Source organism: Bradyrhizobium sp. USDA 3364 (assembly GCF_054056355.1).
In genome coordinates this window covers 7920212-7946501 of the sequence record NZ_JBSRYG010000002.1, presented here as the reverse complement: position 1 = coordinate 7946501, position 26290 = coordinate 7920212, and the positions used below count along the sequence as shown (strand labels likewise).

Annotated in this window: 22 protein-coding genes; 16 read left to right on the top strand and 6 right to left on the bottom strand. The window is 60.9% G+C overall.

The genetic code is table 11. From position 1 onward, the window contains the following. Window positions 1-14: 14 nt before the first annotated feature. The 4 genes from ACVILL_RS37545 to ACVILL_RS37530 all read left to right on the top strand — a co-directional run bounded on the left by ACVILL_RS37545 (window position 15) and on the right by ACVILL_RS37530 (window position 3431). Window positions 15-749 carry an enoyl-CoA hydratase-related protein gene (locus ACVILL_RS37545; RefSeq protein WP_456733631.1) on the top strand — a complete coding sequence of 245 codons (735 nt, stop codon included), beginning with the start codon at window positions 15-17 and terminating at the stop codon, window positions 747-749. 31 nt (window positions 750-780) lie between these two features. Next, entirely contained in the window at window positions 781-2007 is a 1227-nt protein-coding gene (locus ACVILL_RS37540; protein ID WP_456733630.1) for a CaiB/BaiF CoA transferase family protein, read from the top strand. Between the two features lie 75 nt (window positions 2008-2082). Beyond that, window positions 2083-2868, top strand: a complete 786-nt coding sequence (locus tag ACVILL_RS37535; protein ID WP_456733629.1) for an enoyl-CoA hydratase — start codon at window positions 2083-2085, stop codon at window positions 2866-2868. Between the two features lie 2 nt (window positions 2869-2870). Then, entirely contained in the window at window positions 2871-3431 is a 561-nt protein-coding gene (locus tag ACVILL_RS37530; RefSeq protein WP_456733628.1) for an NADPH-dependent FMN reductase, read from the top strand. Between the two features lie 136 nt (window positions 3432-3567). Here the strand turns inward: ACVILL_RS37530 and ACVILL_RS37525 are convergent, their stop codons facing one another. Further along, window positions 3568-4494 carry a LysR family transcriptional regulator gene (locus tag ACVILL_RS37525; RefSeq protein ID WP_456733627.1) on the bottom strand — a complete coding sequence of 309 codons (927 nt, stop codon included), beginning with the start codon at window positions 4492-4494 and terminating at the stop codon, window positions 3568-3570. 133 nt (window positions 4495-4627) lie between these two features. Here ACVILL_RS37525 and ACVILL_RS37520 point away from each other — a divergent pair, with 133 nt between their 5' ends. Then, window positions 4628-4807, top strand: a complete 180-nt coding sequence (locus ACVILL_RS37520; protein WP_456733626.1) for a hypothetical protein — start codon at window positions 4628-4630, stop codon at window positions 4805-4807. Continuing rightward, window positions 4794-5456, top strand: a complete 663-nt coding sequence (locus ACVILL_RS37515; RefSeq protein WP_456733625.1) for a winged helix-turn-helix domain-containing protein — start codon at window positions 4794-4796, stop codon at window positions 5454-5456. Before ACVILL_RS37520 ends, ACVILL_RS37515 begins: the two co-directional genes overlap by 14 nt. 54 nt (window positions 5457-5510) lie before the next feature. On the opposite strand, the gene ACVILL_RS37510 is transcribed toward ACVILL_RS37515, so the two are convergent. The 4 genes from ACVILL_RS37510 to ACVILL_RS37495 form a co-directional block, all read right to left on the bottom strand. Then, complete coding sequence (locus tag ACVILL_RS37510) at window positions 5511-5960, bottom strand: hypothetical protein (protein WP_456733624.1); 450 nt, start codon at window positions 5958-5960, stop codon at window positions 5511-5513. A gap of 56 nt (window positions 5961-6016) precedes the next feature. Beyond that, entirely contained in the window at window positions 6017-7348 is a 1332-nt protein-coding gene (locus ACVILL_RS37505) for an NAD(P)/FAD-dependent oxidoreductase (protein WP_456733623.1), read from the bottom strand. Between the two features lie 106 nt (window positions 7349-7454). Beyond that, window positions 7455-8759 carry a threonine/serine ThrE exporter family protein gene (locus tag ACVILL_RS37500; protein ID WP_456733622.1) on the bottom strand — a complete coding sequence of 435 codons (1305 nt, stop codon included), beginning with the start codon at window positions 8757-8759 and terminating at the stop codon, window positions 7455-7457. Beyond that, on the bottom strand, window positions 8726-9085 hold the full coding sequence (locus ACVILL_RS37495) for a hypothetical protein (protein ID WP_456733621.1): 360 nt from the start codon (window positions 9083-9085) through the stop codon (window positions 8726-8728). Before ACVILL_RS37495 ends, ACVILL_RS37500 begins: the two co-directional genes overlap by 34 nt. A gap of 281 nt (window positions 9086-9366) precedes the next feature. On the opposite strand from ACVILL_RS37495, the gene ACVILL_RS37490 reads away from it, so the two are divergent. From ACVILL_RS37490 to ACVILL_RS37445, 10 genes are all read left to right on the top strand, one after another. Continuing rightward, on the top strand, window positions 9367-10452 hold the full coding sequence (locus ACVILL_RS37490) for a heme o synthase (RefSeq protein WP_456733620.1): 1086 nt from the start codon (window positions 9367-9369) through the stop codon (window positions 10450-10452). Between the two features lies 1 nt (window position 10453). Beyond that, on the top strand, window positions 10454-11332 hold the full coding sequence (gene cyoA / locus ACVILL_RS37485; protein WP_456733619.1) for a ubiquinol oxidase subunit II: 879 nt from the start codon (window positions 10454-10456) through the stop codon (window positions 11330-11332). After that, window positions 11329-13317 carry a cytochrome o ubiquinol oxidase subunit I gene (gene cyoB / locus ACVILL_RS37480; RefSeq protein ID WP_456734450.1) on the top strand — a complete coding sequence of 663 codons (1989 nt, stop codon included), beginning with the start codon at window positions 11329-11331 and terminating at the stop codon, window positions 13315-13317. The genes cyoA and cyoB overlap by 4 nt, the downstream gene beginning before the upstream one ends. Continuing rightward, a complete protein-coding gene (gene cyoC / locus ACVILL_RS37475) occupies window positions 13314-13946 on the top strand; it encodes a cytochrome o ubiquinol oxidase subunit III (RefSeq protein WP_456733618.1) in 633 nt (210 codons plus the stop codon). The genes cyoB and cyoC overlap by 4 nt, the downstream gene beginning before the upstream one ends. Further along, the gene (cyoD, locus tag ACVILL_RS37470) at window positions 13943-14338 is read left to right on the top strand and encodes a cytochrome o ubiquinol oxidase subunit IV (protein WP_456733617.1); all 396 of its coding nucleotides are present in this window, start codon (window positions 13943-13945) and stop codon (window positions 14336-14338) included. The genes cyoC and cyoD overlap by 4 nt, the downstream gene beginning before the upstream one ends. A gap of 483 nt (window positions 14339-14821) precedes the next feature. Continuing rightward, window positions 14822-15916 carry an acetoacetate decarboxylase family protein gene (locus tag ACVILL_RS37465; protein ID WP_456733616.1) on the top strand — a complete coding sequence of 365 codons (1095 nt, stop codon included), beginning with the start codon at window positions 14822-14824 and terminating at the stop codon, window positions 15914-15916. Between the two features lie 115 nt (window positions 15917-16031). Continuing rightward, on the top strand, window positions 16032-16832 hold the full coding sequence (locus ACVILL_RS37460) for an acetoacetate decarboxylase family protein (protein WP_456733615.1): 801 nt from the start codon (window positions 16032-16034) through the stop codon (window positions 16830-16832). Window positions 16833-17025: 193 nt separating this feature from the next. Continuing rightward, window positions 17026-17613 (top strand): helix-turn-helix domain-containing protein, encoded by a 588-nt coding sequence (locus ACVILL_RS37455; protein ID WP_456733614.1) that lies wholly within the window; start codon window positions 17026-17028, stop codon window positions 17611-17613. Next, entirely contained in the window at window positions 17610-20462 is a 2853-nt protein-coding gene (locus ACVILL_RS37450) for an ATP-binding protein (protein WP_456733613.1), read from the top strand. Before ACVILL_RS37455 ends, ACVILL_RS37450 begins: the two co-directional genes overlap by 4 nt. 117 nt (window positions 20463-20579) lie before the next feature. Next, on the top strand, window positions 20580-23459 hold the full coding sequence (locus ACVILL_RS37445) for an ATP-binding protein (RefSeq protein ID WP_456733612.1): 2880 nt from the start codon (window positions 20580-20582) through the stop codon (window positions 23457-23459). A gap of 11 nt (window positions 23460-23470) precedes the next feature. Here the strand turns inward: ACVILL_RS37445 and ACVILL_RS37440 are convergent, their stop codons facing one another. After that, window positions 23471-26221: a LuxR C-terminal-related transcriptional regulator gene (locus tag ACVILL_RS37440; RefSeq protein ID WP_456733611.1), complete on the bottom strand. Its 2751-nt coding sequence runs from the start codon at window positions 26219-26221 to the stop codon at window positions 23471-23473. Window positions 26222-26290 lie beyond the last annotated feature (69 nt).

Here is a 26290-nt window from a genome sequence, read left to right as displayed (position 1 = left end):
GTTCGATCGCTTATGTGACAGTCAACCGGCCCAAGGTGCTCAACGCGCTCAATACGCCAACCTGGACCGATTTGAAGGCTGCATTCGAGGACGCAAAGGCCGACGCGTCGGTGCACGGCGTGATTCTCACCGGCGCGGGCGAGAAGGCCTTCATCGCCGGCGCCGACATCAGTGAACTTGCGAATGTCGACGCCTATGACGCGGAGGAGTCCAGCCGGTTCGGGCAGGGGGTGCTGGACCTCATCGAAGGTCTCGGCAAGCCGGTGATCGCGGCGATCAATGGCTTTGCGCTTGGCGGCGGCTGCGAGACGGCGATGGCTTGCACGATCAGGATCGCAGTCGAGCATGCCAAATTCGGCCAGCCCGAGGTCAAGCTCGGCCTGTTGCCCGGCGGCGGCGGAACGCAGCGTTTGCCGCGCCTAGTGGGCAAGGGCCGCGCGTTGCAGTTGATCCTCACCGGCGAGACGATTTCCGCGCAGGAGGCCTATCGCATCGGCCTCGTCAACGAAGTGGTTCCTGCTGCCGGACTGATCGATCGCGCCGAAACGATCCTGAAGCAGATCATGGCGAATGCGCCGATTGCCGTGAAGTTCTCGCTGGAGGCGGCCAACAAGGGAATGGACACCAGCCAGGCCGAAGGGTTTGCGCTCGAAGCGTCCTATTTCGGCATCTGCGCGGCAACCGAAGACAAAAAGGAAGGCACCTCTGCCTTCCTCGAGAAGCGTGCACCGAAGTTCCGTGGTCGGTAACCCCTCAACAGCACGATTGGAAAGAACAGCCATGGCAAGCAACAACATTTTCTCCGGACTGAAGGTGGTGGATCTGGCGAGCTTCATCGCCGGCCCCAGCGCCGCAGTGATCCTGTCGGACTTCGGCGCCGACGTCATCAAGGTCGAGCCGCCGAGCGGCGAGCTGTGGCGGCACGCGCACAACATGCCGCCGCAGCCGGTCGCCGACGATCCTTACCCCTGGCACCTCGCCAATCGCAACAAGCGGGGTATCGCGCTTGATCTGAAGTCGCCAAGTGCCCATGCGGTTCTCGAGAAGCTGGTCAAATGGGCCGATGTTCTCATCGTCAATACGCCGCATCCGGCGCGCGCGCGGCTGAAGCTCAATTACGAGGACGTGCTGCCGTGGAACCCGCGGCTGATCTATGCCGACATCACCGGCTTCGGCGACAAGGGACCCGATGCGGATCTGCCGGGCTTCGACATCACGTCCTATTGGGCACGCAGCGGTCTGCTGTCGATGACGCGCGATGCCGGCGCGCCGCCGACCTGGCCGGTGGCGGGCAGCGGGGATAATGCCACGGCGGTCGGCCTCTATTCGGCGATCGTCACCGCGCTCTACCGGCGCGAGCGCACCGGCGAGGGAGCGCATGTCACGACCTCGCTGCTCGCCGAAGGCGTCTGGTCCGCCAGTGTCTCGATCCAGGCCGCGCTTTGCGAGGCGAAGTTCTTCGGGTTGCATGATCGCATGCACCCAGCCAACGCGGCGATGAACGTCTATCGCGCCAAGGACGATACCTGGTTCGTCCTGATCATAACTCCAGACAAGGTTGCAGCAGTGGCAAAAGCCATCGGCCGTCCTGATCTTTTGACCGATCCGCGCTTTTCCGATCCGGCAAAGCTGATGGCGAATATGCCGGAGCTTACGGCGATCCTCGACGAGATCTTCTGTGGCCAGCCGATGGCGCATTGGTACGAGGTGTTTAATGGCGTCCACGTCACGTTCGGAGCCGTGCGCGGACCGCAGGAAGTGATCAAGGATCCCCAGCTCCAGGCCAACGACATCATCGTTCCGCTCAATGGCGCCGGCGGAAAGCTGACGTCCACCATCTCCAGCCCGCTTCAGGTGCACGGCGTCACCAAGGTGCCGGCGAAGCGCGCCCCGAAGATTGGCGAGCACAACGACGAGGTGCTGCGGCAACTCGGATTCAGCCCAACCGAAATCGACGGTTTGCGTGCGAACGGTGCCATCCCAAAACCAAAGGAACATGCGGCCTAGCATTGTCGGGGCGTCGCGAGCCGCCCCAAGCTTGGACTTGTCGTGCAACTCACTAAACGGACCGGGAGTTCGACCATGGATGATATCGTTACCGAACAGGCCGGAAGCATCCTGCGTATCCAGTTCAACCGCCCGACCAAGCGGAATGCGATGACGTCGGCGATGTACCTTGCTCTCGCCGGCATCTTCAACAAGGCGGCGCATGACGAGAATACGCGTGTCGTGCTTTGGCATGGGGCGGGAGACTCCTTCTGCGCAGGCAACGATATCGAGGACTTTCTCAAAAATCCTCCGGGGGCAGGCGAGTCGCCCCAGGCCAGCCTCATGCCCGCCTTCGTCAACTTCGACAAGCCGGTGGTCGTAGCGGTCCAGGGCGCGGCGATCGGCGGTGGCACCACCATGCTGACGCACTGCGATTTCATCTACGCCGGCGAGAGCGCGAAATTCCAGATGCCTTTCATCAACCTCGCCATCGTACCGGAATTTGGATCGAGTTGCTCGGTGCCGGTACGGATCGGTCATCTCCGCGCCGCGGAGCTGATTTTGCTGGGAGGTCCGTTTGATGCCAAGCGGGCCGCAGAGTTGGGTCTGGTCACCGAGGTCGTATCCGACAATGACCTCCTGGCGAAAGCGACCGAGACGGCCCAGAAGCTGGCAGCGAAGCCGGCGGCAGCGCTGCAGGCCAGCAAGAGGCTCATGAAGCAGCCATTTCGCGAGCAGCTCAAGGCGGCGATGAAAGCCGAGAACGAAGAGTTCAGCGTACAGGTCCGCTCCGAAGACGCAAAAGAGGCGTTCTCGGCCTTCCTGGAAAAGCGCAAGCCCGACTTCACGAAGACCGTCAAATCTCCGGCGACGGCATAACCATGGAGAGACCGATGAATGCGTGCGTGCTGGTTGGAAGCCTGCGGAAGGCATCACTCAACGGGATGCTGGCGAATGCGCTGATGTCGCTTGCGCCATCTTCCATGAGACTCGAAACCGTCGAGATCGGGCAATTGCCGTTTTTCAATCAGGATCTGGAGGCGGCAGCGACACCTGCGTCATGGACTGCGTTCCGGCAGCGCGTCAAGGCCGCCGATGCAGTTTTGTTCGTCACGCCCGAATATAACCGATCGGTGCCTCCCGCTCTCAAGAATGCGCTGGATGTCGGATCCAGGCCGTATGGCAGCAATGTCTGGGACCGCAAGCCCGGTGCGATTGTCAGTGCGTCGCCGAGCGCGGTCGGGGCCTTCGGCGCCAATCATCATCTGAGGCAGTCGCTGGTGTTTCTGAACATGCCGACCATGCAGCAGCCCGAAGCCTATATCGGACATGCCGACAAGTTGTTCGACGAACAAGGCAAGCTCGTCAACGATGGTACCCGCAAATTCCTGCAGGATTTCATGCAGGCATTCGCGAATTGGGTCGAGCGGACTCGATCCTGAGGCGACGCGTCTGACGTTTTCGAAGGTGGGCCGCTCGCGTAAAGCGGATCGCGCACGACGACTGGTCGCTGATTAAGCCGCACTCTGCGGTCCTTGGTCGCCGTGTCAGATGATACCCGGCGAATGATTGCCACGCTTAGGCGGTGCGCGCCTCATCGTATGCCGTTGCAAGCTCCGCCTGGACTTGGTGAAGCTGCTCCCAGATGAAGTCGATTACAAGGCGCGTGCGTGGCGCGAGGTGCCGTCGTGATGGGTAGACCAGGCTGTACGGTACTCCCGGCGCTGGAAAGTCTCTCAATATGCGAACCAGCCTGCCGCTGCGCAGGTCATCGAAAACGTCAAACAGAGCGAGATAGGCGATGCCGTATCCGGCGCGAGCGGCTAGATGCACCGCCCGAACGTCGTTGGCGAGAAATCCACCCGACACCAGAAAATCCTTGTGGCCGTCTTGCATAGCAAAGGTCCAGACGTCCGAATTCGGTCCGACGCTGTGCAGAATGCAGGTGTGGTTTGCGAGATCGGCGGGACTGGATGGTTCGCCGTGTCGCTTGATGTAACTTGGCGCTGCCACGGCAACGCGCTCGGCGATTCCGCTCCGGCGTGCCACCAGTGACGCATCCTTGATCTCGCCGACGCGCATGGCCAGGTCGAGCCGCTCTTCGACCAGGTCGCCCTGCCGATCACTCACCACGAGCTCGACCTTCAGCCGCGGATGATCAATGAGCAAGGTCGGGAGACGTTCCGCGAGAAGGTGGCTGGCCGCCACCGTGATACCCACACGCACGAGCCCGACAGGCGAGGCGCTCTGCCGGCCGAGCGCTGCTTCCAACCCGTCAACACCGTCCAGCACCGGCCGGGCCAGACCGAGCAGCATCTCGCCATCGTCAGTCAGGCTGAGCTTTCGCGTCGTGCGGTGAAAGAGGCGGACCCCAAAATGTTCCTCCAGCTGCGAGACCTGGCGGGCGACCGCAGCCTGGCTGAGCTCGCGCTCTCGGGCGACGGCCGAAAACGAGCCCGTCTCCACCACGCGGACCAGGATTCCGAGCGCGCCGAAAAGGTCCATCGATTTCCTCGAAGAACACAAAGATCATTCAAGGAAATGTGGGCTAATCGCGGCGATTCAAGGGGGTTATGTTGGATCTGAGGCGGCCCGAAAGAGAAAGCGAGGTGGACCAATGTCAAAGGCGCTCGCAATATTGGCCAATCTGAAGGCCATTCTCATCGCGGCGAGCGTCGCTTTTGCCCGCGGCGACATGCTCCCGGTCATCCTGATTTCGATCTTGCTCAATCTCGCCCAATTGGGCGCGAGGCCGGCGGGTCACGCTGAGCCGCGCGATCCGGTTGTAGTGCCGCGCAGCCTTGATGATCGTCTCTGAACTCGAATCGACCCAACCAAAGTCTCTGGTGATGATTATGGAACGACCGAAGTCCAACGTTTGGTCGACACGCACGAATTGCACCGCCGTTCACAGGAAGCTGGGGTTTGGTCCTTTTGAACTTTCGACCCGCGAGAGAGTGCTCCGGCGCGATGGTCAAGTGCTGCCCCTCGGGGATCGGGCGTTGGATATTTTGATTTATCTCGTCGACCGCCCAGGTGAGGTCATCGCGAAGCAAGAGTTGATGGATCACGTCTGGCCGGACGTAACCGTTGAGGAAGGGAGTCTACGGGTCCACGTGGCCGCCATCCGCAAGGCGCTTGGCGACGGCCGATTTGGGAACCGATACGTCGCCAATATCAAGGGACGGGGCTATTCGTTCGTCGGCGCCGTTGTCGGACTTGGGGATGGCAAGAACGGCGGGAGCCATAGTCCCGATTTCCAAGGAAGACTCACTGCGCACCGGCCAATGCTGATTGGTCGCGAGGTGACGGAGGCTGAGGTTCGTAACTGGATTCGACAGGGACGATTCGTCACGTTGCTTCGTCCAGGGGGCATCGGCGGGACAACGGTCGTCGTGGCTGACGGTCTTGACACGGATCAAAGATTGATCGCGGCCTTGATTCGTGCGCTCCAGGCCCGGCGCTGATCGCTTGGGCACAGGCACCGCCCTGCCCGTCGATTTAAATCGCGCGGCCGAGGCTCAAAATTGCATCGGTCTCATTTCTTCGAATTCGTCGCGGCACACCTCGCTGAAGCCTCGCAACAGATCGATCGTGCCATCGATGGCCATTTCGCGCAGTTCGACGAAGCTCTTGTCGGGCTCCAGATAGGCATCCAGAATTTTTCGGACAACATCGTCGGCCTGCTGAACCACCTTCTTCGAAGACACCGCCCGCATCGCGCTCAGCCTCGCATACAGGCTGACGAGACCGGGAATGTCGGCTTCATCGTGCTGGAGCGCATCAATGTAGCATTTGGCGGCGTCTTCGATGAAATCCCTGTAAAGGGTCTGCCGACGGCTCTTCTCGTGCAGAGCCCACTCGACGCGGACCTGGCTTCGGTGGTTCAGCCAAGCGGCCATTCCGCTCGTCAAGCCGCCAACGGCTGCGCCGGTGAGGGCCGCGAGTGCGGAGATGATGGAGACGTCCACAGGTGCGGTCCGCAATCTGCTGCTCGGAGCGATAGTTGCCGAGGCTAACTATTACTTTACGGCGCGGACGATCGCGGCCCTTCGGAAATCAGCCGTGAGCTCCGTTGCCCCGACAGATAAGACCAGAACCATTGCGTTTGAACGCGAAACCGGTTCTGGAGCTGCGGCAGCGCAAGCACGTGCAGCGCGGCCCACACCAGCCAGGTCAGGAACCCGCTTGTGCGCAAATGGCCCGCCTCGAGGATCGCAAAATTCTTGCCGACCACCGCCATACTGCCTTTGTTGCGGTACCGGAACGGTCGACCATCCTTGCGTCCCCTGACGCGGTTGGCAATGAGATGGCCGACAAACCTTCCCTGTTGAATGGCAGCCTGCGCCACACCGGGGACGGGGTGACCATCCTGGGTCATCGCGGCTGTGTCGCCCGCCACAAACACGTTGGGCGCCTCGGGGATGTCCATGAAAGCGCCAACCAATGCGCGGCCGGCGCGGTCCGTGGTGGTCCCCAGCATCTTCACAACCGGCGAGGCGCTGACGCCCGCGGTCCAAAGCACGGTGGCGCTGGGAATCCGGTCGCCGGCTGCGATCACGCCCTGTTCGTCAACCTTCTCGACCTTTACACCCGTCGATACTTCAACCCCGAGCTTGGTTAGCCGCTTGGCTGCCTTTCGTGACAGCGACTCTGCAAAGGTCGGCAGAATACGCGCACCGCCATCCAGCAACAGAATTCGGCTCTTGGCAGGGTCGATCCTGCGAAAATTGTTGCGCAGGGTCACCGAGACCAGTTGAGCGATCGAGGCGGCCAGCTCGACGCCGGTCGGGCCACCGCCCACCAACACAAAGGTCATCTGCCGAGCCCGCTCTTTCGAGTCATCGGTCGACTCGGCGAGTTCGAATGCGCTCAGGATTTTGGTTCGGATCGTTTCAGCGTCGTTGAGGCTCTTGAGGCCCGGCGCGAACCGCGCGAACTCGTCATGACCGAAATAGCTCGGACGCATTCCGGTGGCGATTACCAGGAAGTCGTATTCGAGTTTTCGGTTACTAACGCCCGGGCAAATGGTCTCGACGACACGAGCTCCGAGATCGATGCCCTTGACCTCGGCCAGCAACACGCTGAGGTTCCTCTGTTTGGCCTCGAGCTGACGGATCGGTGCCGCTATTTCGGCGGGTGACAGCACTGCCGTAGCAACTTGATACAGCAGTGGCTGAAAGATATGATGATTGCGCCGGTCGATCAGCGTGATTTGGACGTCGGCTCGCTTGAGTGCGCGCGCCGCCGCGATACCGGCAAAGCCACCGCCGACGATCAAGACGCGTTTCTTGCCCGGAACAGCCTTTGCTGCCGGGAGCGCTTCTGGCGGGAACGATTTGGTCAGAACTGTAGTCATGGATGCACCGACGCTCTTTGGGGCCAGCCGCCCGATCAGCATTGGTACAGCGGGGCTTCAGGTCGTTCTTGGACCGCGCTGCGGTACGTTGAACGATCGTGCCTCATCATGCCGGGGAGGGTGCTACGCGCTCGAACAGCATGCGCGGCAGGATCAGCCCGAAGGTCATGGCCATGATGATCAGAAATGCGGTGGCGCCATTGGTGGCGATGCTCGTCAGCAAAGCCGCTGGGGCGGCCGGCCCGATCGAGACCAATTCGACGAGGCCCGTAGCGGCGTTGAACAGGAAAAAGCCCGGCATCAAGGAGACAACGGCGGAGAAGGCGACGGCGGCGAAAGGCAGATGCAGGCGCTCGGCGACTGGCGTCGCGACGACGCTGACGAACATGCAGGCGACGAGCGCTCCGGTCGGGGCACTTCCCCCGGCGAAGGAGATCAGCGCCCAGCGTGCGGCATGCGCGACCATGCCGATCAAGATCGGGAACGCCAGCAGACGCCACGGCATCGAGAAGAAAGTGCCGAAGGCGGCAACGGCGCATCCTGCCGCTATCACATCCATCACCAACGGCACCGGCGGAGAGGATTGCGCTATCGCGAGGTTTGCGCCGACCACCGTGAACCCGAACAGGCCGCCGGCGCAGATCAGGAGCACGATGACGCCGGCATAGGCGAGGCGTGCGATTCCCAAAGCGATGCGCGTCCGAGCGAGGTCGATGGCACCGTTGAGGATATGCGGACCGGGGACCAGTACCATGCAGGGACAGAAGGCGACCAGCGCCGTTGCAACCGAAAGCTGGAAACGGCTGGCGGCAGCGGCCACGACACCCGCAATCAACGCGGCGCACAGCGGCTGGATCAGCGGGTTGCTGCTGAGGCCGGACAGCCGGCGGCGGACCAGTGCGCCAAAGGTGGCGCTGGCAGCGATCAGCACCAGGCTCACCGCATCGAGCGCACCGAAGATGACGCCAAGCGAAGCTGCGCCAATGGCGGCGAATAGCGTGAAGCGCGGTGTAGAAGCCGGCGGCAGCCGGCCGGCCTGTTCAAGCGCCGACTGCGCGGCCTCGGCCGGCAATTTTCCGTCGCAGATCCGATCGATCACCGTCGTGACGGCCAGCACCCGGCCCATGTCGACGCCGAGCGGCTTGGCAGGGACGATTTGCGAGATCGGCGCGCCGTCGAGTTGGACGGTGATTTCGCCCCAGTAGGGTAGCACCTTGACCGGCACGCCGAGCGCGTGCCCGAGCCGCTCGGCCGCGGCAACCGTTCGTTCGGTGGTCTGCCCGTGAGCAAACAGCAGTGTGGCGGCCAGCGCGGTGGTCTTTAATGCCGCCTCGTACGTCAGTGCCCCGGAGCTCGTCGGGTACGTTTCCAAATTCGTCAGTTGCGCTGCGCGGTCCAGTAGCCGGTGCATCGCGCGCTTCCCGCGTGGCCGCTCCATCTTCCACCGCCCGAGGTCGCAGACAGCCTGCCCGTGCCGGAAGCGAATTTGTCGTGGACCGTTACCGAAGCACGAACGGAACCGGATCTGGCGACATACCCCCTGAATTTTACCAGATTGGGATGGGTCACAATGCCGTCGGAAATATTGACGGTGAAGTTATAGGCGGGATCGCATGTGCCACTTTGCGTGACGAAGTTAAGATCCCAGGAGCCATCATAGGCGGAACGCGCCCGCGCCAGGGATGCCGAGGTGACGAGGCAGGCGACTGCAAGCAGGCAGAGCAAAGGTCTCTTCATCGATAGTCTCCGTCAGGTGCGGATATTCGAACGAGGATCAGCTTTAGAGGATCAGCTTTAGTAAGAGCTGGGGCAGCACGCTTGTTGAAACGTGCTCAACAATCCCAAATCGTGCGATCGCGACGTGCGTCGTTGGAAGCTACTCAGCCAACAGTTTGGAGCATGATTGGCCCCAATCGAGCAGCCGCGTTCAATCGCAGGCGACGGTGGCGATGCATATTCGATGCACGCAATTCGAACTGAGCACCGCGGCTATCCTTGAAGGACCCTGGAGCAGCAGGATGAACGTCAAATCAATTGTGGGCCAGCTCGGGGAAAGACGAGGGCGCACCGTTTTATCTTCTCGTTCGGCCGGGCTACTTGCCGGGTATCGGTTTGTCTCCGACTTCATCACTCTCACAAAGCCGCGTGTGATGATGCTTGCGATCTTCACCGCGCTCGTGGGATTGAGCTGCGCTCCCGTCCGACTCGGTCCACTAACCACCCTTGCCGCGGTTCTGGCCATCGCCGCGGGAGCTGCGGCTGCCGGCGTGCTCAACATGTGGTATGATGCCGATATTGACGCGATCATGACCCGCACCGCAATGCGGCCGATCCCGCGGGGCAAAATCTCCCGATTCGAGGCGTTCGTCTTTGGTCTCGTTCTGTCCGGGTTTGCCGTGGGGGGTCTCGCCTTGGCAACGAATCTCGCGGCGGCCGCACTGTTGGCCGGCACCATCCTCTTCTATATCGTCGCGTACACCGCGTGGCTGAAGCGGGCTACGCCACAGAACATCGTCATCGGCGGCGCCGCCGGCGCGCTGCCTCCCGTGATCGGCTGGGCCGCGGCAACCGGAAACGTCGGGCTCGAGCCGCTGGCGCTGTTCCTCATTATTTTCCTCTGGACGCCGCCGCATTTCTGGGCTCTCGCGCTCAATCGTACCGACGATTATGCGCGTGCGGGCGTGCCGATGTTGCCGGTCGTCGCGGGACGCGCCGCAACGACGCGCCAGATCCTGATCTACAGCGGCTTGCTGGTTCTGGCCTCGGAGCTGCCCTGTGTACTTGGGTTTGCGGGCGCGATCTATGGCGCGATCGCTGCGATCTGCGGAGCGTTGTTCCTTCTGCTTGCGCGCCGACTGAACGGGAGCATCAAGGCCGATCGGCGCGCGGCGCACCGGCTATTCGTGTTCTCGATCGTCTATTTGTTCGCGCTGTTTGCGGGCCTCCTAATCGACTGCGGAAATGGCCCGTTCCGGCCCCCCATGCGATTATCGGATGGTGGCGGCCGATCATCGGATGGTGGCTGCGGCGTCCCGGTACATGCCGTACTGCATTCAGGCGCCGACCGCGCGGTGTGCCGCCCCGTCAACTTCAGCGAGGTCTGACATGCGATACGGTCTACTTGCCGCCGTCCTGATCGGCGTCGCGACACTCGGTGGCTGTACAGAAGGCGTGCTCGACCCGAAAGGGCCAATTGCCTTCGCTGAGCGGCAAATTCTGCTCAACGCGCTTGGCATCATGCTGGCCATCGTGATCCCGGTAATTATTGCCACGCTTGGCGTTGCTTTCTGGTTTTGTGCATCGAATGAGCGTGCGCGCTATCGGCCAAATTTCACATACTCCGGACGACTTGAATTGCTGGTCTGGTCCGTCCCTGCGATGACGGTGCTCCTGGTCGGCGGCGTCGCATGGGTCGGCGCGCACGACCTCGATCCGGGCAAGCCGATTAGCTCAATGGTCAAGCCTGTCAGTATTCAGGTCGTCTCAATCGACTGGAAGTGGCTGTTCATCTATCCCGAGCAGGGGATCGCGAGCGTCAACAAGCTGGTCGTGCCGGTTGACACGCCGATCAGCTTCGAACTGACCTCATCGAGCGTCATGAACAGCTTTTTCGTGCCTCAGCTCGGTAGCCAAATCTACACTATGTCGGGAATGGCGACGCGCCTTCACCTGCAAGCGGATCATCTCGGAACCTATGCAGGGGTATCCGCCATGTTCAGCGGGGAAGGCTTTCCCGACATGCGCTTTACGGTCGATGCGGTGACGGACGACGGATTTGCGCAATGGGTTCGCCAGGCTCGTGAAACCGGTTCGGAACTCGATAAACAGTCTTATGCCGACCTGGTCAAGCCGAGCAAGGCGGTCGTGCCGTTCACCTATCGTGCCGTCGCCCCCGATCTGTTCAGCAGCATCGTAGACGCTGGCTTGCGCACGCAAGGCTCCTCCCTATCAACTTGTTCAACGTCGCAGAGGGCAGAGCGATGAATCTCCTTGGTAAGCTTGATTGGAACGCGATCCCCCTCCATGAGCCGATCATCATGGGCGCCACGGCCTTCATGGTGCTGGTCGTTCTGGTTGTTCTCGGATTCGTCACGGCGAAGGGAGCCTGGCTCTATCTGTGGCGCGAATGGCTCACCTCGGTCGACCACAAGCGGATAGGCGCCATGTATTGCATACTGGCGCTCGTCATGATGCTGCGCGGTTTCAGTGATGCGATCATGATCCGCGCGCAGCAGGCGCTCGCAGCCGGCGGTGCACAAGGATATCTGCCGCCCGAGCATTTCAATCAGATTTTTTCGGCGCACGGCACGATCATGATTTTGTTCATGGCAATGCCGTTCGTGGTCGGACTTATGAACTTCGCAGTACCGTTGCAACTTGGCGTTCGCGATGTCGCATTTCCCACGCTCAACTCGGTCAGCTTCTGGCTGACTGCCTCGGGAGCGTTGCTGGTCAACATCTCGCTGGCGGTCGGTGAGTTCTCAAAAGCCACCTGGTGGGGTTATCCCCCACTGAGCGAAATGCAATACTCGCCCGGCGTCGGCGTCGACTACTATCTTTGGTCGCTGCAAATCTCCGGTATCGGCACCTTGCTGGCGGGCATCAACTTCGTCACGACGATCCTCAAAATGCGGGCGCCAGGGATGAGCTATATGCGCATGCCGGTCTTCTGCTGGACCGCGCTTGCCGCTAACCTGCTCATTGTTGCGGCTTTTCCGGTCCTGACCGCGACGCTTGCGATGCTGGCGCTCGATCGCTATCTCGGCTTTCACTTCTTCACCCTTGAAGGCCAGGGCAATCAGATGCTGTACTCCAACCTGTTCTGGGTATGGGGGCACCCCGAAGTCTACATCCTGATCCTGCCCGCCTTTGGCGTATTTTCGGAAGTGATGGCGACCTTCTCCGGCAAGCCGTTGTTCGGCTATCGCTCGATGGTGGCCGCGACGATGGCCATCTGTATCCTCTCCTTCCTGGTCTGGCTGCATCACTTTTTCACAATGGGTGCCAGCGCGAACGTCAACGGCTTCTTCGGTGTCATGAGCATGATCATCGCGTTGCCGACGGGCGCGAAAGTCTTCAACTGGCTGTTCACGATGTACGGCGGCCGGGTTCGGTTCTCGGTGCCGGTGCTGTGGTCGATTGGCTTCATGGTGACGTTCGTCATCGGCGGCATGACCGGCGTGCTCATGGCGGTGCCTCCGGCCGACTTCCAGCTGCACAACAGCGTGTTCCTGGTCGCGCACTTCCACAACGTCGCCATCGGCGGCGTCGTGTTCGGCGTGATGGCGGGGTACAATTATTGGTTCCCCAAGGTATTCGGATTCAAGCTCGACGAACGCTGGGGCAAAGCCTCGTTCTGGTGCTGGCTCGTCGGCTTTTATGTCGCCTTCATGCCGCTCTACGTGCTGGGCCTGATGGGCATGACCCGGCGCATGCAGCATTACGACAATTTGTCCTGGCAGCCGTGGTTGATAGCGGCGGCATTCGGCACTGCTATCATTCTGGTCGGCGTCGTTTGCCAAGTCGTGCAGCTTGTCGTGTCGATCCGCAATCGCGAGGAGCTGCGCGACGTGACCGGCGATCCGTGGAACGGCCGCACGCTCGAATGGGCGACGGCATCGCCGCCGCCGGCGTGGAACTTTGCATTCCAGCCCAAGGTCGCCGGACTGGACGCGTTCTGGAGCAGCAAGAACCGCGCGCAAGCGACCAAGGACGAGCCGACGCCGACCCGCCAATACGAGCCCGTCGAAATGCCGAAGAACAGCGCCACCGGCTTTGTTACTGCCTTCTTTGCCGTCGTCATCGGCTTTGCGCTCATCTGGCACATTTGGTGGTTGGCCGGCGTCGGAGTGTTCGGCGCATTCATGACGTTGCTTGCCTTCGCATTCCGCCGCCACAACGAAATTGAGGTGCCAGCCGAGGAGATCGCCCGGTTCGTACGATCCCACCAGGCAGGAGTTGCAGCATGAATATCGCCGTCGCAATTGATCAGCTTCCGCAAGACGCACCGCCAAGTGCAAGCGAAGCGGGACCTGCTCCAAAGAGGATCGTGGTCGCCTATGGTTTCTGGATCTTCCTGCTGAGTGACATCATCATGTTTGCCGCGCTCTTCGCGAGCTACGCGGTTCTCGTGCGCTCCACAGCTGGCGGGCCGACTGGCGCCCAGCTGTTCAATCAGACGACTGTCGCGATCGAGACGGCCTGCCTTCTCTTTTCGAGCTACGCTTGCGGGCTGATGTCCTTGGCGGTGAATTCGCGCCGCTATTTCGGGACCTATCTGGGAGCGCTGATCACGTTCGTACTCGGAGCCATATTTCTTGGTCTCGAGATTCGCGAATTCCTGAGCATGATAGCCATCGGTGCAGCGCCGCAGCGGAGTGCGTTTCTGTCCGCATTCTTCACGCTTGTCGGATGCCACGGCCTGCACGTTGCGCTTGGACTAATCTGGCTGACCGTGATGATGGTGCAGGTGGCGGTATTCGGATTCGCCGCGAGGGTGCAGCGCAGACTGCTCTGCTTCTCTTTGTTCTGGCACGCGCTCGACATCGTTTGGGTCGGGGTATTCACGGTGGTTTATCTGATGGGAGTAAGCCCATGACCGAAGCTCAATACGAACGCGCACCCGGAGACAGGCCAAGCCGCGAGATGGACGCATCGGCTCCATCCGAGTTTCTCGTCTACACGATCGGGCTATTTGTGGCAGTTGCTCTTACGGCCACATCGTTCTGGGTTGCAAACACGACGCTGATCTGGCCAGGCGGCGTATTCCTCGGGCTCGCTGTCCTCGCCATTGCCCAGATGGGCATTCATCTGGTGTTTTTCCTGCACATCAGCAGCGGGCCGGAAAGCACCAACAACGTGCTCGCGCTCGCCTTTGGCGCTCTCATCGTATTCGTCGTGATCGCCGGCACAATGTGGATTGTAGCTGACATGAACGCGAACATGATGATGCCGTCGGGCGCGCCGATAAGCATGAGGATGCAACATTGATGAGGGGCGCGGGGCGGGCGCTGTCGATGGATCATGCCGTCCCGCGCAGTATATTTTGATGGTCTTGCAGACTTCGTCGATCAAGAGGCATTTGCCCCCACGCGCTGTCGAACATTGCTGAGGGATGAACGTCTTACGAGCTGACTATCTTGTGGTGCGTTTGCGCGTGCTATTGGTATCCCCGGCGCCGGGCATTTGGGTGATTTCGACCTGGATCACCTGCCTGCAAGCATCGCTGAGTTCGGAGCTCCGTTCTCTGAGACAAACCGCTATGTCGTCCGCATTTGGGATGAACGCACTGCAAAGTCTGAACGCGTCGGGCGTGCATGCCGCGCGCTGTTCCGGTGTCCCTTGCGAGAACGAGGGCGCGGGCCAGGCGGTGGCGACCAGCAGGGCACAGGGACATACCCCGCGCCAGGGATCTCGACTGCCGTGGCGTCCGTCTGTCTGAGGTTTTCGTTTTCATCAGGAGTCTCGCGCTGATTGGTCGAGGCCGATAGCCGGCCTCGTCAAGCAGACATCGATACGCGCTGGCTGGAGCGCGGGCTTGTCGCAAAACGTCAGCATTTGCAGCTTTCGACCCTACCGCGGCCGGGAACGCACTTGTGGGAGAGCGGGCAGTATGGAGCTGCTCGGTTCGGGTCGATTTGTATCAACGGCGGGGCCGCACGAACTGCCAAGTCATCACACGTTCATCCAAGCGTCGAGTTTAATGCAGACGCTAGTGTTCGATCTTGGAATGATGCGCCTGACATCGACTGCTGGCGGGGCGAAGACATGCTCAAGGGATTTACGGCTCCTCGGTCGCCTCGGGGGATTGCTGCATTGGTCCCGCCGCCACCCTGGTACTTCGCCGGTGACGTGCTCGCGGTGGAATTCTGGAACGATCCCGATATATCGGTGCAGACCCTGCCGTCGGGTGTGGAGCTAGATGAGCGAGGCCGAGGCCACTCGGTCGCACTCTTTACGGACTATCAGTTCACGGCGCAGAATGAGGAGTATCTGGACCCGGCCAGATATCAGTGTCGCGGGTTCAGCGTTCTCCTCGACGCGGTCTGGAAGGGGGCCCGAATAGCGTGGTGCCCTTACTGCTATGTGGACAACGACGCTGCATTGATGAGAGGCTGGATTCAGGGCTATCCGAGAAAGTTTGGCACGGTGCATGTGACCCGCACCTTTGCCGCAGCGAGCATGGCGTCGGCACCACTGGTCAATGATGGCAGATTTTCGGCTTGCATGTCCGCGCACGGCCGCTTGCTGGTGCAGGCAAGCGTCACCTTGCGCGAAAAGGCTGAACGTCTTGTCGGATTTCTCGACCGCCGGATTGTGGGGCGGCGGTATTTTCCGCGGCTTTCCGCCGGAATGCACGACAAGCCGGCCGTGGATGAACTCGTTCGATGTGTCTCGGATCACTCTCTGATCACAAACATCTGGATCGGCGAGGGTAAGCTCTATTTTCCGGAGGCCTACGGAGAGGAATTGGAGATGCTGGGTCCGCTCAAGGTAGGACGCGCATATCGGTTCTCGTTCTCTTATTCCGTCACCGACATCGAGGTTCTGGCGGACCTGACGGCGTAGCAGCCGGCGTGTTCCGGATTGCGACAGGAATCAACAAGCCGGCGCATTTCAATCAAATCAAGCGGGGCTGGTTCCGTTAGCATCGGTGCTGAAAGTGATGCATCAGGACAAGAGAATGCTGAAGGGCTTTACAGTTCCGAAGTCGCCATTCGGTCAGGCCGCTCTCACTCCGCCGCCACCCTGGCACTATGCTGGCGATGCTGTCGGGGTCGAGTTCTGGACCGACCCCGACGCGACAGCGGCGACATTGCCGCGTGGCCTTTCTCCGGATCCGGAGTCGAACGGTCACGCCGTCATGCTCTTCCTGGATTGGCAGTTCACGGCTCAGGATGACGAACACCTCGAGCCGGCCCGATATCAATATCGTGAGGCGTTTGTTCTGGTCGACGCAGTGTATGGCGACGTACCGATCATGTGGTGTCCGTACATCTATGTCGACAATGACGCAGCGCTGGCGCGCGGTTGGACACAGGGATTTCCGAAGAAGATGGGCAGCATCTTTCAGACGCGCTCCTTTGCGGCCTCAGGGCCCGCCGCGGCACCGATCGCGCCCGGCGGCCGGTTTGGTGCCAGCCTGTCGGCGCATGGCCAGCGTCTTGCGGAAGCGTGCGTTACCTTGCGCAAGCCGGTCGAAGACGGACTGTCCCTGCTCACCCGCCCCACGGTGTTGCTGAGGTACTTCCCGAGACTGGCGGCCGGATGCCAGGACAACCCTGCGGTCGACGAGCTTGCGATGTCGGTCACCGACAATCTCACCGTTGCCGGCGCTTGGATCGGGACGGGCGAACTCAATTTTCCGGAAACGAACGGCGAAGAACTCCACGCGCTCGCGCCGAGGCGGATCGAGGCGGGATTTCGCTATTCACTTTCCTACTCAACCAGCGATCTGAAGGTCCTTGAAGACCGAAGCTTGTAAGCAGCCTACTCCTGATTCTACATGCCGATCTATTTGGGAACAAAGGAGTTTTTCTCGTTTTCGAACGTTTGCCCAATAAGCGAGCATTTGTTCATTTAACTGTTCAGAACACTACTTAACAAGCCAAGAGGGTCCCCTTGCTGCACTCTCTCGTCGATCCGGGGCTGGCGGCCTGATCGTCGAGGAAATGACTATGGCAGGACTTCCGGCTATCGCACCAGAACCATCCGTGGCATCTGACCAGCAGTTCAGCCTGGTTGCGAACAGCCTGGCCACGCTGCTTGAAACGGCAAGACGGGAGCTGGAACGTGATCGAGACGCGGCCAGGTTGTCGCTGGCCACGGCATCTCACATCCTGCAAGCGGAGATCGAGCGGCATTCGGGTGCGAACGGTACCGCAACGGGCGGTCTGGCTGCCTGGCAGATCCTGCGCGTGCGAGCCTACATTGACGGCAATCTGCACCGTACCATTCACATTCGGGATCTCAGCGCAGTCGCACGTCGAAGCCCGGCGCATTTTTCCCGGAAGTTCAAACTGGCTGTTGGGGAGTCGCCACATGCTTACGTGGTGAGAAGACGCCTGGAGAGAGCTTGCCACCTCATGATGACCAGTGCGGCATCGCTGAGTGAAATTGCCCTGAGCGTAGGCTTTTCCGATCAGGCGCATCTATGCAGGCTCTTCCGACAAGCCTTTGGTCGGAGCCCAGCCAGCTGGCGACGCGAGCGCGGAATCCCCTGCGATCCCGCCCCGGGAACCGACGTGGACGAGAATGCTCCATGAGCGGACGGCAAGGGACAGTTCTGAGCTTCGGCCCGTTTGAATTGTCGATCACAAACAGACTTTTGACGAACCACGCGAAAGTCGTGCCGCTGGGCGCGCGTGCCATGGATCTCCTCATCGTCCTGGTGGAGCAGGCAACCAAAGTCGTCGGCAGGAGGACCCTGATCGAGCGTGTTTGGCCGGAGAGAGGCGCGGAGCAAGTCAGCTTGCGTGTCCACATCTCGGCACTGCGGAAGGCGCTCGATCAAAGCGACCCTGGCAGGCGATATATCGCCAATATACCTGGGCGGGGATACAGCTTCGTCGTGCCGGTCACCTCACGTGACTCACAGGTATCGGAGAATCCCAAGCACCCTTCGAGGCCCCGAGTGCCTGCGCGCTTGATGCGGATGCTTGGACGAGAGGACGCCGTGGCCGAGATCAAGGCGAAGCTGGCCGAGCAGAAATTTGTTACGATCGTTGGGCCTGGCGGCGTCGGCAAAACCACGGTAGCCATTGCAGTTGTCCATGAAATGGGCGCGGCTTTCGACGGCCAGACTCTCTTCATTGACCTCAGTGCGCTCGGCGACTCTTCACTCGTCGCGCCAGCCATTGCCACGTCACTCGGCATGTCGGTGCAGACAGCCAATGTCGTACCTGCCTTGATTGATCGTTTGCGGCAAAGGCCAACGCTGGTCGTGCTCGATTGTTGCGAGCATCTGATCGCTGAAGCAGCGGCCGTCGCGGAAGAACTGGTTCGCCGTGTCACGACATTGCATTTGCTTGCGACCAGCCGGGAGGCCATGCGCGTCGAGGGAGAGCACGTCTACGAACTCGGTGGGCTTGAATGTCCTCCGGACGACAGCAATCAGTCCGCACGGGACATGCTGCGCTACCCATCCGTTCAACTGCTGATCGATCGCGTGCGGGCCGTGAGAAGCCACTTCGAGCTGACGGATGCGGATGCGCCGATTGCCGCGAGAATCTGCCGTCGGCTTGATGGCGTACCTTTGGCCGTCGAACTCGCGGCCTGCCGGGTCGATATATTTGGCCTTGGTAAGACCGCAAGCCTGCTGGACGAACGACTGAACCTCTCATGGACGGGGCGCCGAACCGCCCCGTCCAGGCATCAGACGTTGAATGCCACGTTGGAGTGGAGCTACGATCTACTTGGCGAGGCAGAGAAGCGCATCTTGAATCGGCTCAGCGTCTTTGCCGGTGGATTCACAATCGAAGCGGCAGTCGCCGTTGCCGCCGACGCGGCGGTGGATGAAGCAAATGTATCGGATTGCGTTTGGGAGCTTCGTTCGAAATCGATGATTGCCGCTCAGGGGCAGGACGGGCGGTTGCGCTTGCTCGACTCCACGCGCGCCTTTGCCTTGCAACGACTGGCCAGGAGCGATGAGCAGGACCTTTTTCGTCGCCGTCACGCTCTTTATTTCACCGACCTGTTCAAGCAGGGCGCCGCGATGGACACCTCGGGTTGGTCCAGGGCACTCGGGATCGAGGTCGATAATCTCAGGGCCGCGCTGAATTGGGCATTTTGTGCAACGGGTGATATGAAAATCGGCGTCGAACTCGCGGCCGCGTCGGCAAGCGCTTGGATGGGCATGGCGCTGCTCACCGAATGCGTGGAATGGATGAGAAAGGCCATTAGCCATCTCGATGATACGAATTCTGGCACGCGAAAGGAGATGGTCCTCCAGTCGGCCCTCGCGAGTTGCGTGATGTTCACAGGCGGTATGACGGAAAAATCATACGCGACCTGGGCCAAGGCGCTGCTTCTCGCCGAGGGCCTCCAGGACGTCGACTATCAGATGGACGCCGTCCTTGTGCTGTGGGCACACGAGTTGCGCGTTCCGAACTATCCGCAAGCGATCGCGCTGGCGGACCGCGGCGGCACCTTTTCGGAAGGAACGGGCCGGATCGGCGCCGTCGCGACGGCAAACTATATGCGGGGCATCGCATACTACCATGTCGGCCGCATTGCGGAAGCACAAGGCCTGCTGGAATTGTCGCTGCATCGTGATGACGAGGCTGCACGACAATTGCTGATCAAGCGGTTTGGCTATGATCGCAAGGTCGACAATCTAGCCGGTCTTGCGACCCTGGCGTGGTTGCGGGGCTCTCCGGACCAGGCCCGAAGATTCAACCAGATGGCCGTCGCCGAGGCGCGCCAGTCCAATCTGACCGTGAATCTTTGCGGTGCGCTGACCTTTGCGGGCCTCATCGCGTATTTCACAAATCCGGATGACGGCGAAGCCGAGGCATTCCTGGACGAGCTCGTCACCCATGCCGCTAAATTCGCTCTGCATAACTATCAGGGGCTTGGTCTCGGGATGCAGGCTCTCTACGAAGTCAGGCGAGGAGGCCAAATCAGTGCTGCATCCGCTATGCTTGCCGAGGGTCTCGAGAAACTGTCCGCGGCACGCTACGGAATTTTCGACTGGTTCTTGCAGGCGGAGTTTGCGATGTGCATGGCCCTGGCAGGCCGATCGAAGGAAGCGCTTGATGTGTTCGAGCGGGCGAAGATCGATCTCAACGAAAGCCGATGGTACGGCCCGGAGCTACACCGTATCAGAGGCGAGCTGGCGCTGAGCTGCGGCGAGGGATTGGCGGTCGGCAGGCAATACTTCCACCGCGCATTCGAGCTTGCAAACAGGCAAGCTAGCCTGTCGTGGGCGCTCAGGGCGGCGACGAGCCTCGCGATTGTCGAAGAGTCGACGGGGCGAAAAGAGGCCGCATGGCAGGCACTGCAAGCGACTTGCGCGAAGTTTCAGGAGGATTTTGAGACGTTCGATCTGCGGATGGCCAGGCAGGTGCTGAGCGGTTCACACCGGCGTGAAAGCCTCGCAAATTTGGCGCCGTGACAGGCTTGTTGCTGAAAGGGGTTTCGTTTAACAATTGATCGGTTGACGTGCGTTTGCGCAAGACTGACGGCGAACGGTGCGATAACCAAATCGTCGACGGTCTTGGCGGAATAATTCATGTCAGTCCAGCCAATCGGCTCACCAAGTGCAATCCGGCTTCGGTTTGGCCCGTTCGAGCTGAATGTCGCTGAACGGTCTCTCAGCAAGGCGGACCAGGTCGTTCCCTTGGGTGGCAGGGCCTACGACATCCTGCTCGCCCTGCTCGAAAACGCCGGTGACGTCGTCCCGAAGTCCGAACTGATCGCCAGGGCATGGCCTGACGTAACCGTCGAGGAAGGCAGTCTTCGCGTCCATCTATCGGGACTGCGCAAGACACTGGGTGATGGTCAATTCGGTAACAAATATATCGCGAACATCCAGGGCCGCGGGTACAGCTTCATAGCGGCGGTTACGGCGCTTCCGGCTGCCCGCGACAGCGGTGACGCATCTTCGAGATCGTCCAACCTGCCGCCGGCATTGGGCCGCATGGTAGGCCGCAACAACGTGGTCCTCGAGATTCAGCGTTTGCTCCAGACGGAGCATCGCCTGATCACGATTCTGGGGGCAGGGGGCATCGGCAAGACGACGGTTGCCCTGTCTGTGGCACACGGGGCGCTGGCCGACTTTCGGGGGTCTGTATTTTTTGTCGATCTTTCGATGGTGACCGACAAGGAGCAAGTCATCGGGGCTGTCCTTTCCGCGGTCGGGCTCTCCCCGCAGCTGGTCGATTCGAGGGAGGCATTGCTCAATTTCCTGCGCGCCCGCAGGGCGCTCGTCGTTCTCGACAGTTGCGAGCATCTTATCGAGAGAACCGCGGAGATCGCCGACTATATTTTCCAGAATACCAGTGACGTCTACGTACTCGCTACCAGCAGGGAGACCTTGCGCGTTCCTGGTGAACGCGTACTTCGTCTTTGTCCATTGGACTGCCCGCCGGAGCAGCCGCGGCCGACCGCGTCAGAGGTGCTTGCCTATCCGGCAGCAAGGTTGTTCGCCGAGCGCGTCATTGCTCGCCGCGGCAGCTTTTCGCTCAGTGACGACGAAGCTCCTCTGGTTGCCGAGATTTGCCGCAAGCTCGACGGCATTGCGCTCGCCATCGAGCTCGCCGCTGGAAGGGCCGCCGTATTCGGCGTCAGAAGTACGGTGGCAAGATTGGGGTCTCGCCTCGATCTGCTGAAGTTCGGTCGCCGGACCGCAAATCCGCGGCATCAGACGCTCAAGGCAACACTGGATTGGAGCCACGATCATTTGTCCGAGCTAGAACGAATCGTGCTGCGCCGTGTCGCGATCTTCATCGGGCATTTTTCGCTGGAAGCAGCGTGTACGGTTGCGGAGCAGGAGGGAATTGGCCGGTCTGAGATCGAGGGGGCGATCGAAAACCTGGTCAACAAATCGCTCGTTGTGGCGTGGCCCAGCTATCGGCGGATGCTTTACCGATTGCTCGACACCACGCGCTCCTACGCCTTGGAGAAACTCGCCGCAAGCGGTGAACATAATAGGGTCGCGGCGTGTCACGCGAGTTATTTGAGCCGATCACTGGACGGCACTCGCAGCAACCTCTTCGATCTGGAACACGGACAATCTCTGGCAGATACGATCCAGCACTATCTTGGAGATATCCGTGCCGCGCTGGAATGGGCCTTTGGTCCCGATGGGAACGATGGTGCTGCCATCCGGATCGCCGCCGCCGCCTCGCAGTTGCTTCTGGCCAAGTCGCTTTTCATGGAGTGCCGGGATTGGATGGAGAGGGCGATTGATCGAATTGGTACGGGCTGTGACCCGCGCGATCAGATGGAGATCCACGCCTCTCTTGCCTTGTCGCTGATGTTCACTGCCGGGAATAGCCAGCGGGTTCGCGATGCCTTCAATTCGGCGCTGGCGTTCGCTGAGCAGCGGGAGGATACCTACCAGCAAGTACGCCTTCTCAGCGGGCTTTCGATGTATTTTCATCGTACGATCGATGCGCCAAGTAGTCTTGAACTTGCACTGCGCGCGGAGTCTGTCGCGAGCAAGACCGGAAGTCCGGAAGACGCTGCGCTTGCGGATTCGATGCTGGGATCGGCGTACTACATGCTTGCGGATCACGTCCGCGCGCCGAAATACCTGGAGCGGGCCCTACACGGGGCCCCGGCTTCCCGGCGGTTCAACGCAACTCAATATTTGTTTGATCTGCGCACCACTTCTCTGTTCAATCTTACCAGATCGCATTGGTTCGCGGGCAATCTCGAAAGGGCCTCCAATTACGCTGCAAGAGCGATCGAGGAGGCGGAGAAGTCGTATCATCCGATCGCCCTGTGTCGTGCTCTTATTCTGACGATGCCGCTCTATTTCTGGGTCGACGATTTGGGCGAGGTCGAGCGGAATCTCTCCGCGCTCGAGCTCACCTCCGAGAAATATTCATTGGAGCCGTTTCACGCCGTCGCCCTGGGACTTCGCGGACGTTATCTGGTCCGTGTCGGTCAGACGGCGAACGGCATGTGTCATTTGCGGAACAGCTTGGACAAGCTCCGGGCGCTCCGGTACGAAATGCTTGTAACCGATTTTGTCTCCGAGATGGCGATCGGTCTCGCTAGACAAAGCGAGCCCGCGGAAGCGCTGGCTCTCATCGACGGTTCGATCGCCACGCAGATCGAATCGAACAGGCCTCTTCACCTTCCGGCGCTGCTGCTGGCGAAAGGCTCGGTCCTTTTGTCCGGCGAGCCCCAACAGCGTGATCTGGCTATGGCATCTTTCGAGGAGGCGATGACGCTGGCAGGGCGGCAATCCGCGCTGTCGTTCGAACTGCGGGCGGGATTGGAGCTTGCGCGGCTTTGGATGGATCGGGGGCGGATCCGAAAAGCCCATGGTCTCATCGGCGCTGTTTACAGCCGGTTCACCGAGGGCTTCGAAACGCCGGATCTCGTGTTGGCGAGACTTGTCCTCGAGCGGACGCGCGTTCGTGCGCGACAGGCCGGATGACAGGCGAAGCATTACCGCGTGGTGACAATGCCGAGCGTCTGCGCGCGTGATACGGCCTGTGCGCGCTTCTCCACACCGAGCTTGCTGAAAACGCTCTTGAGATGCGACTTCACGGTCTCGGGTCCGATATCGAGGCTTCGGGCGATTTCCTTGTTTGACAGTCCATCCGCGATCCGCGTGAGAATGTCGGTCTCGCGACGGCTCAATGCGCTGAGAATCCGTGCGCTCGAGCTCGGCGCCGAGCGATCCTGTCGTGCGCGCTGCAGGCCCGCCGCGAGACGATCGACATAGGGGACCAGGTCCGCCTTGAGGTTTCCTCCCTCCCGGGTCGCCCGGAGAAGCTCTGAGATGGCTGGCCCCTCGTCGAGTACAGTCTGATAGAGACCGGCCTCCCCACACGCGGCAAGCACGCGACGAAATCGGCTCACGGCCTCCGCGGCCTTGCCAGCACTGAGCTGAACTGCCGACTGACGAATCGCAATGCAGATCAGGAACTGGCGGTGTTCCATGGCTTCGGCTTCGTGCTGCAATTGTTGCAGGATTGAAATGGCCTGGTCCGGACGAGCCTGTTGGCCGAGCAAATGAGCGCGGGTCAATCTGTGGTGCCATCCAATCTCCGACCAGGCGCTAGGCCTCGGTGCGGAGTATTTCCGTGCCAGGCGTTCGAGGCGATCGACGCAGGCAGCGGCTTCGTCCAGCCGGCCATCGTTCAGATAGAGCCGCGCCTGCTCGGCGATCACGCCGGCTGAGAGCCTCCCCCAATCCCGCGCGACGCCGAGATTTTCGGCGCGCTCCAACAGAGTGCGCGCACGCTCGAGGTTCATCCGCGCCGCGGCGACCCGGGAGATCACGAAATAGGTGCTCCACACACAGTCGAGCATCGTCCCCGAGTTGATCAGCGGCACGCGATCGATCACCCAGGCCTCCGCCTCATCGAGCAGGCCTTGCTCGTACTTCATTCGCGCGATCAGGCTTGCAGGCAAGGCAGCGGCAACCGAGTTCGGCCCGACATCCTGCTCGGCGATCCGAAAACCCTCGCGGTAGTGCTCGTCTGCCGCCGCCAGACGTATCTGCCGCTCTTCTGCGAGCCCGTTCAGGCAGTGTCGGTACACCGAAGCAAATACGTTTCTGCGATCCTCCTCGAGCGAATAGGGTATCCACGGTGTTGCATGGAATTGCTTGAGGTTGCCCGCCTTCATATGACTGAAGCGAACGACGTTTGAGGCGACGTTCGCGGTCCAGGGATCGGATGAACGGTTCACGCAATCCTGTGCCAGGGGCAGCGGGCTCTCGCTGTCATCCTTCAGCGCGATGGCGACCGAGCGAATCGCCTGGCATTCGCACAGCAGGTTGCCATCGGGTAGCGGCGTTGCGGCTATATCGACTTCGATGTCGGTCGCGAGCTTCAGGGCCTCCTCAAAGCGAAGCGCGAGCGCCAATCCCCAGGCGATCGCCAACCGGACCTCGCACTGCCCTCGCATGAGTTCGTCGGGAAATTGGCGCTGCCATTCCAGAAGGGTGAAGAGATCGCCTCTCTTGATCAAGGCCATCGCGCAATTGTTGATCCAGCCGATCGCACGATCGGAGGCGCCGGCCGCAATCGCGTGCTGAACCGCCTCGGTCCACAATTCATGAGACGCATACCATAGCGCCGCACGCCCGTGCAGTTCAGGAATCTCGAGGCCGCGATCCGTCTCCAGCCGCTGTCTCAGATACTCGGCAAGCAGCGTGTGATAGCGAAACCAGACACCGTCATTGTCGAGCGGCGTGAGCAGCATCTGGCGCTGGGCAAGCGATGCCAAGATCGCACGGCTCGCGCTCGAGCCTGTTACCGCCTCGCACAGGGGGCCGGAGAGCCGGTCAAGAACGGCCGTTCGCAACATGAAGTCGACCAATTCGACCGGGAGCCCATCCAGCATCTCGGTCAGGTAGGCGGCGATTGGACGCTGCGAACCCGAGAGATTGTGGACATACTCTCTCAGACCGGATCCGGACTGCGAAGGCATGGAGGAGATAATTCGAAGCGCCGCGGGCCACCCTTCGGTCTTGCGCTGCAGGAGTTCGACGTCGGGGACTTCCAGAACTCCGGGCTTGGTACCGTCCAGAAATGCCTTTGTCTCCTGCATGTCGAACCGCAGCGCTTCGGCATCGATCTCGATCAGCTGGTTCTGGGCGCGCAAGGTCGCGAGCGGCAGCGGAGGTTCGGTACGGGTCGTCAGCACCACGTGACAGTGGGAGGGTGCATGCTTCAGAAAATACGCAACGGTCTGATGAATGCGAGAAGCGCTGACCCAGTGATAGTCCTCAAGGAACAGGTAAACTTCATCCTCGATCTCGGCCAGATCGTTGATCAGGCTCGACAGGATCGCCGTCGGGTCGATCAGATTGTTCTCGAGAATCAGCCCAATCGCGCCGGCGCCGACGTCCGGGCAGGCGTGATGCAGGGCCTGCGAAACGTAAAACAGAAACCGCGTGGCCTCGTCGTCGTCCGGATCAATCGTCAGCCACGCAACGGCATTGCCGTCTTGCTCGAGTGTCTCGGCCCAGGTGGCCGCCAGTGAGCTCTTGCCGAAGCCGGCCGGAGCCTTGATGACGCCAAGTCGCTTGGTCAGAAGCTCGCGAAAGATCGCGAGCAGCCGGGGGCGCGCGACCAGCCCGCCGAATCGTGCCGGCAAGATCTTGGTTGTGAGAAATGGCAGCTGTCCCCCGCCGGGCAAGGGGCCCGTTCCATGAGCCGGATGGCTGGAGTGCGGCTGGATCAAGGGCTCCCCCTAACCACGTCGGTCCTCCCCCCATTCGGGGGATGCAAACAATAGCGAAAGTGTACGATC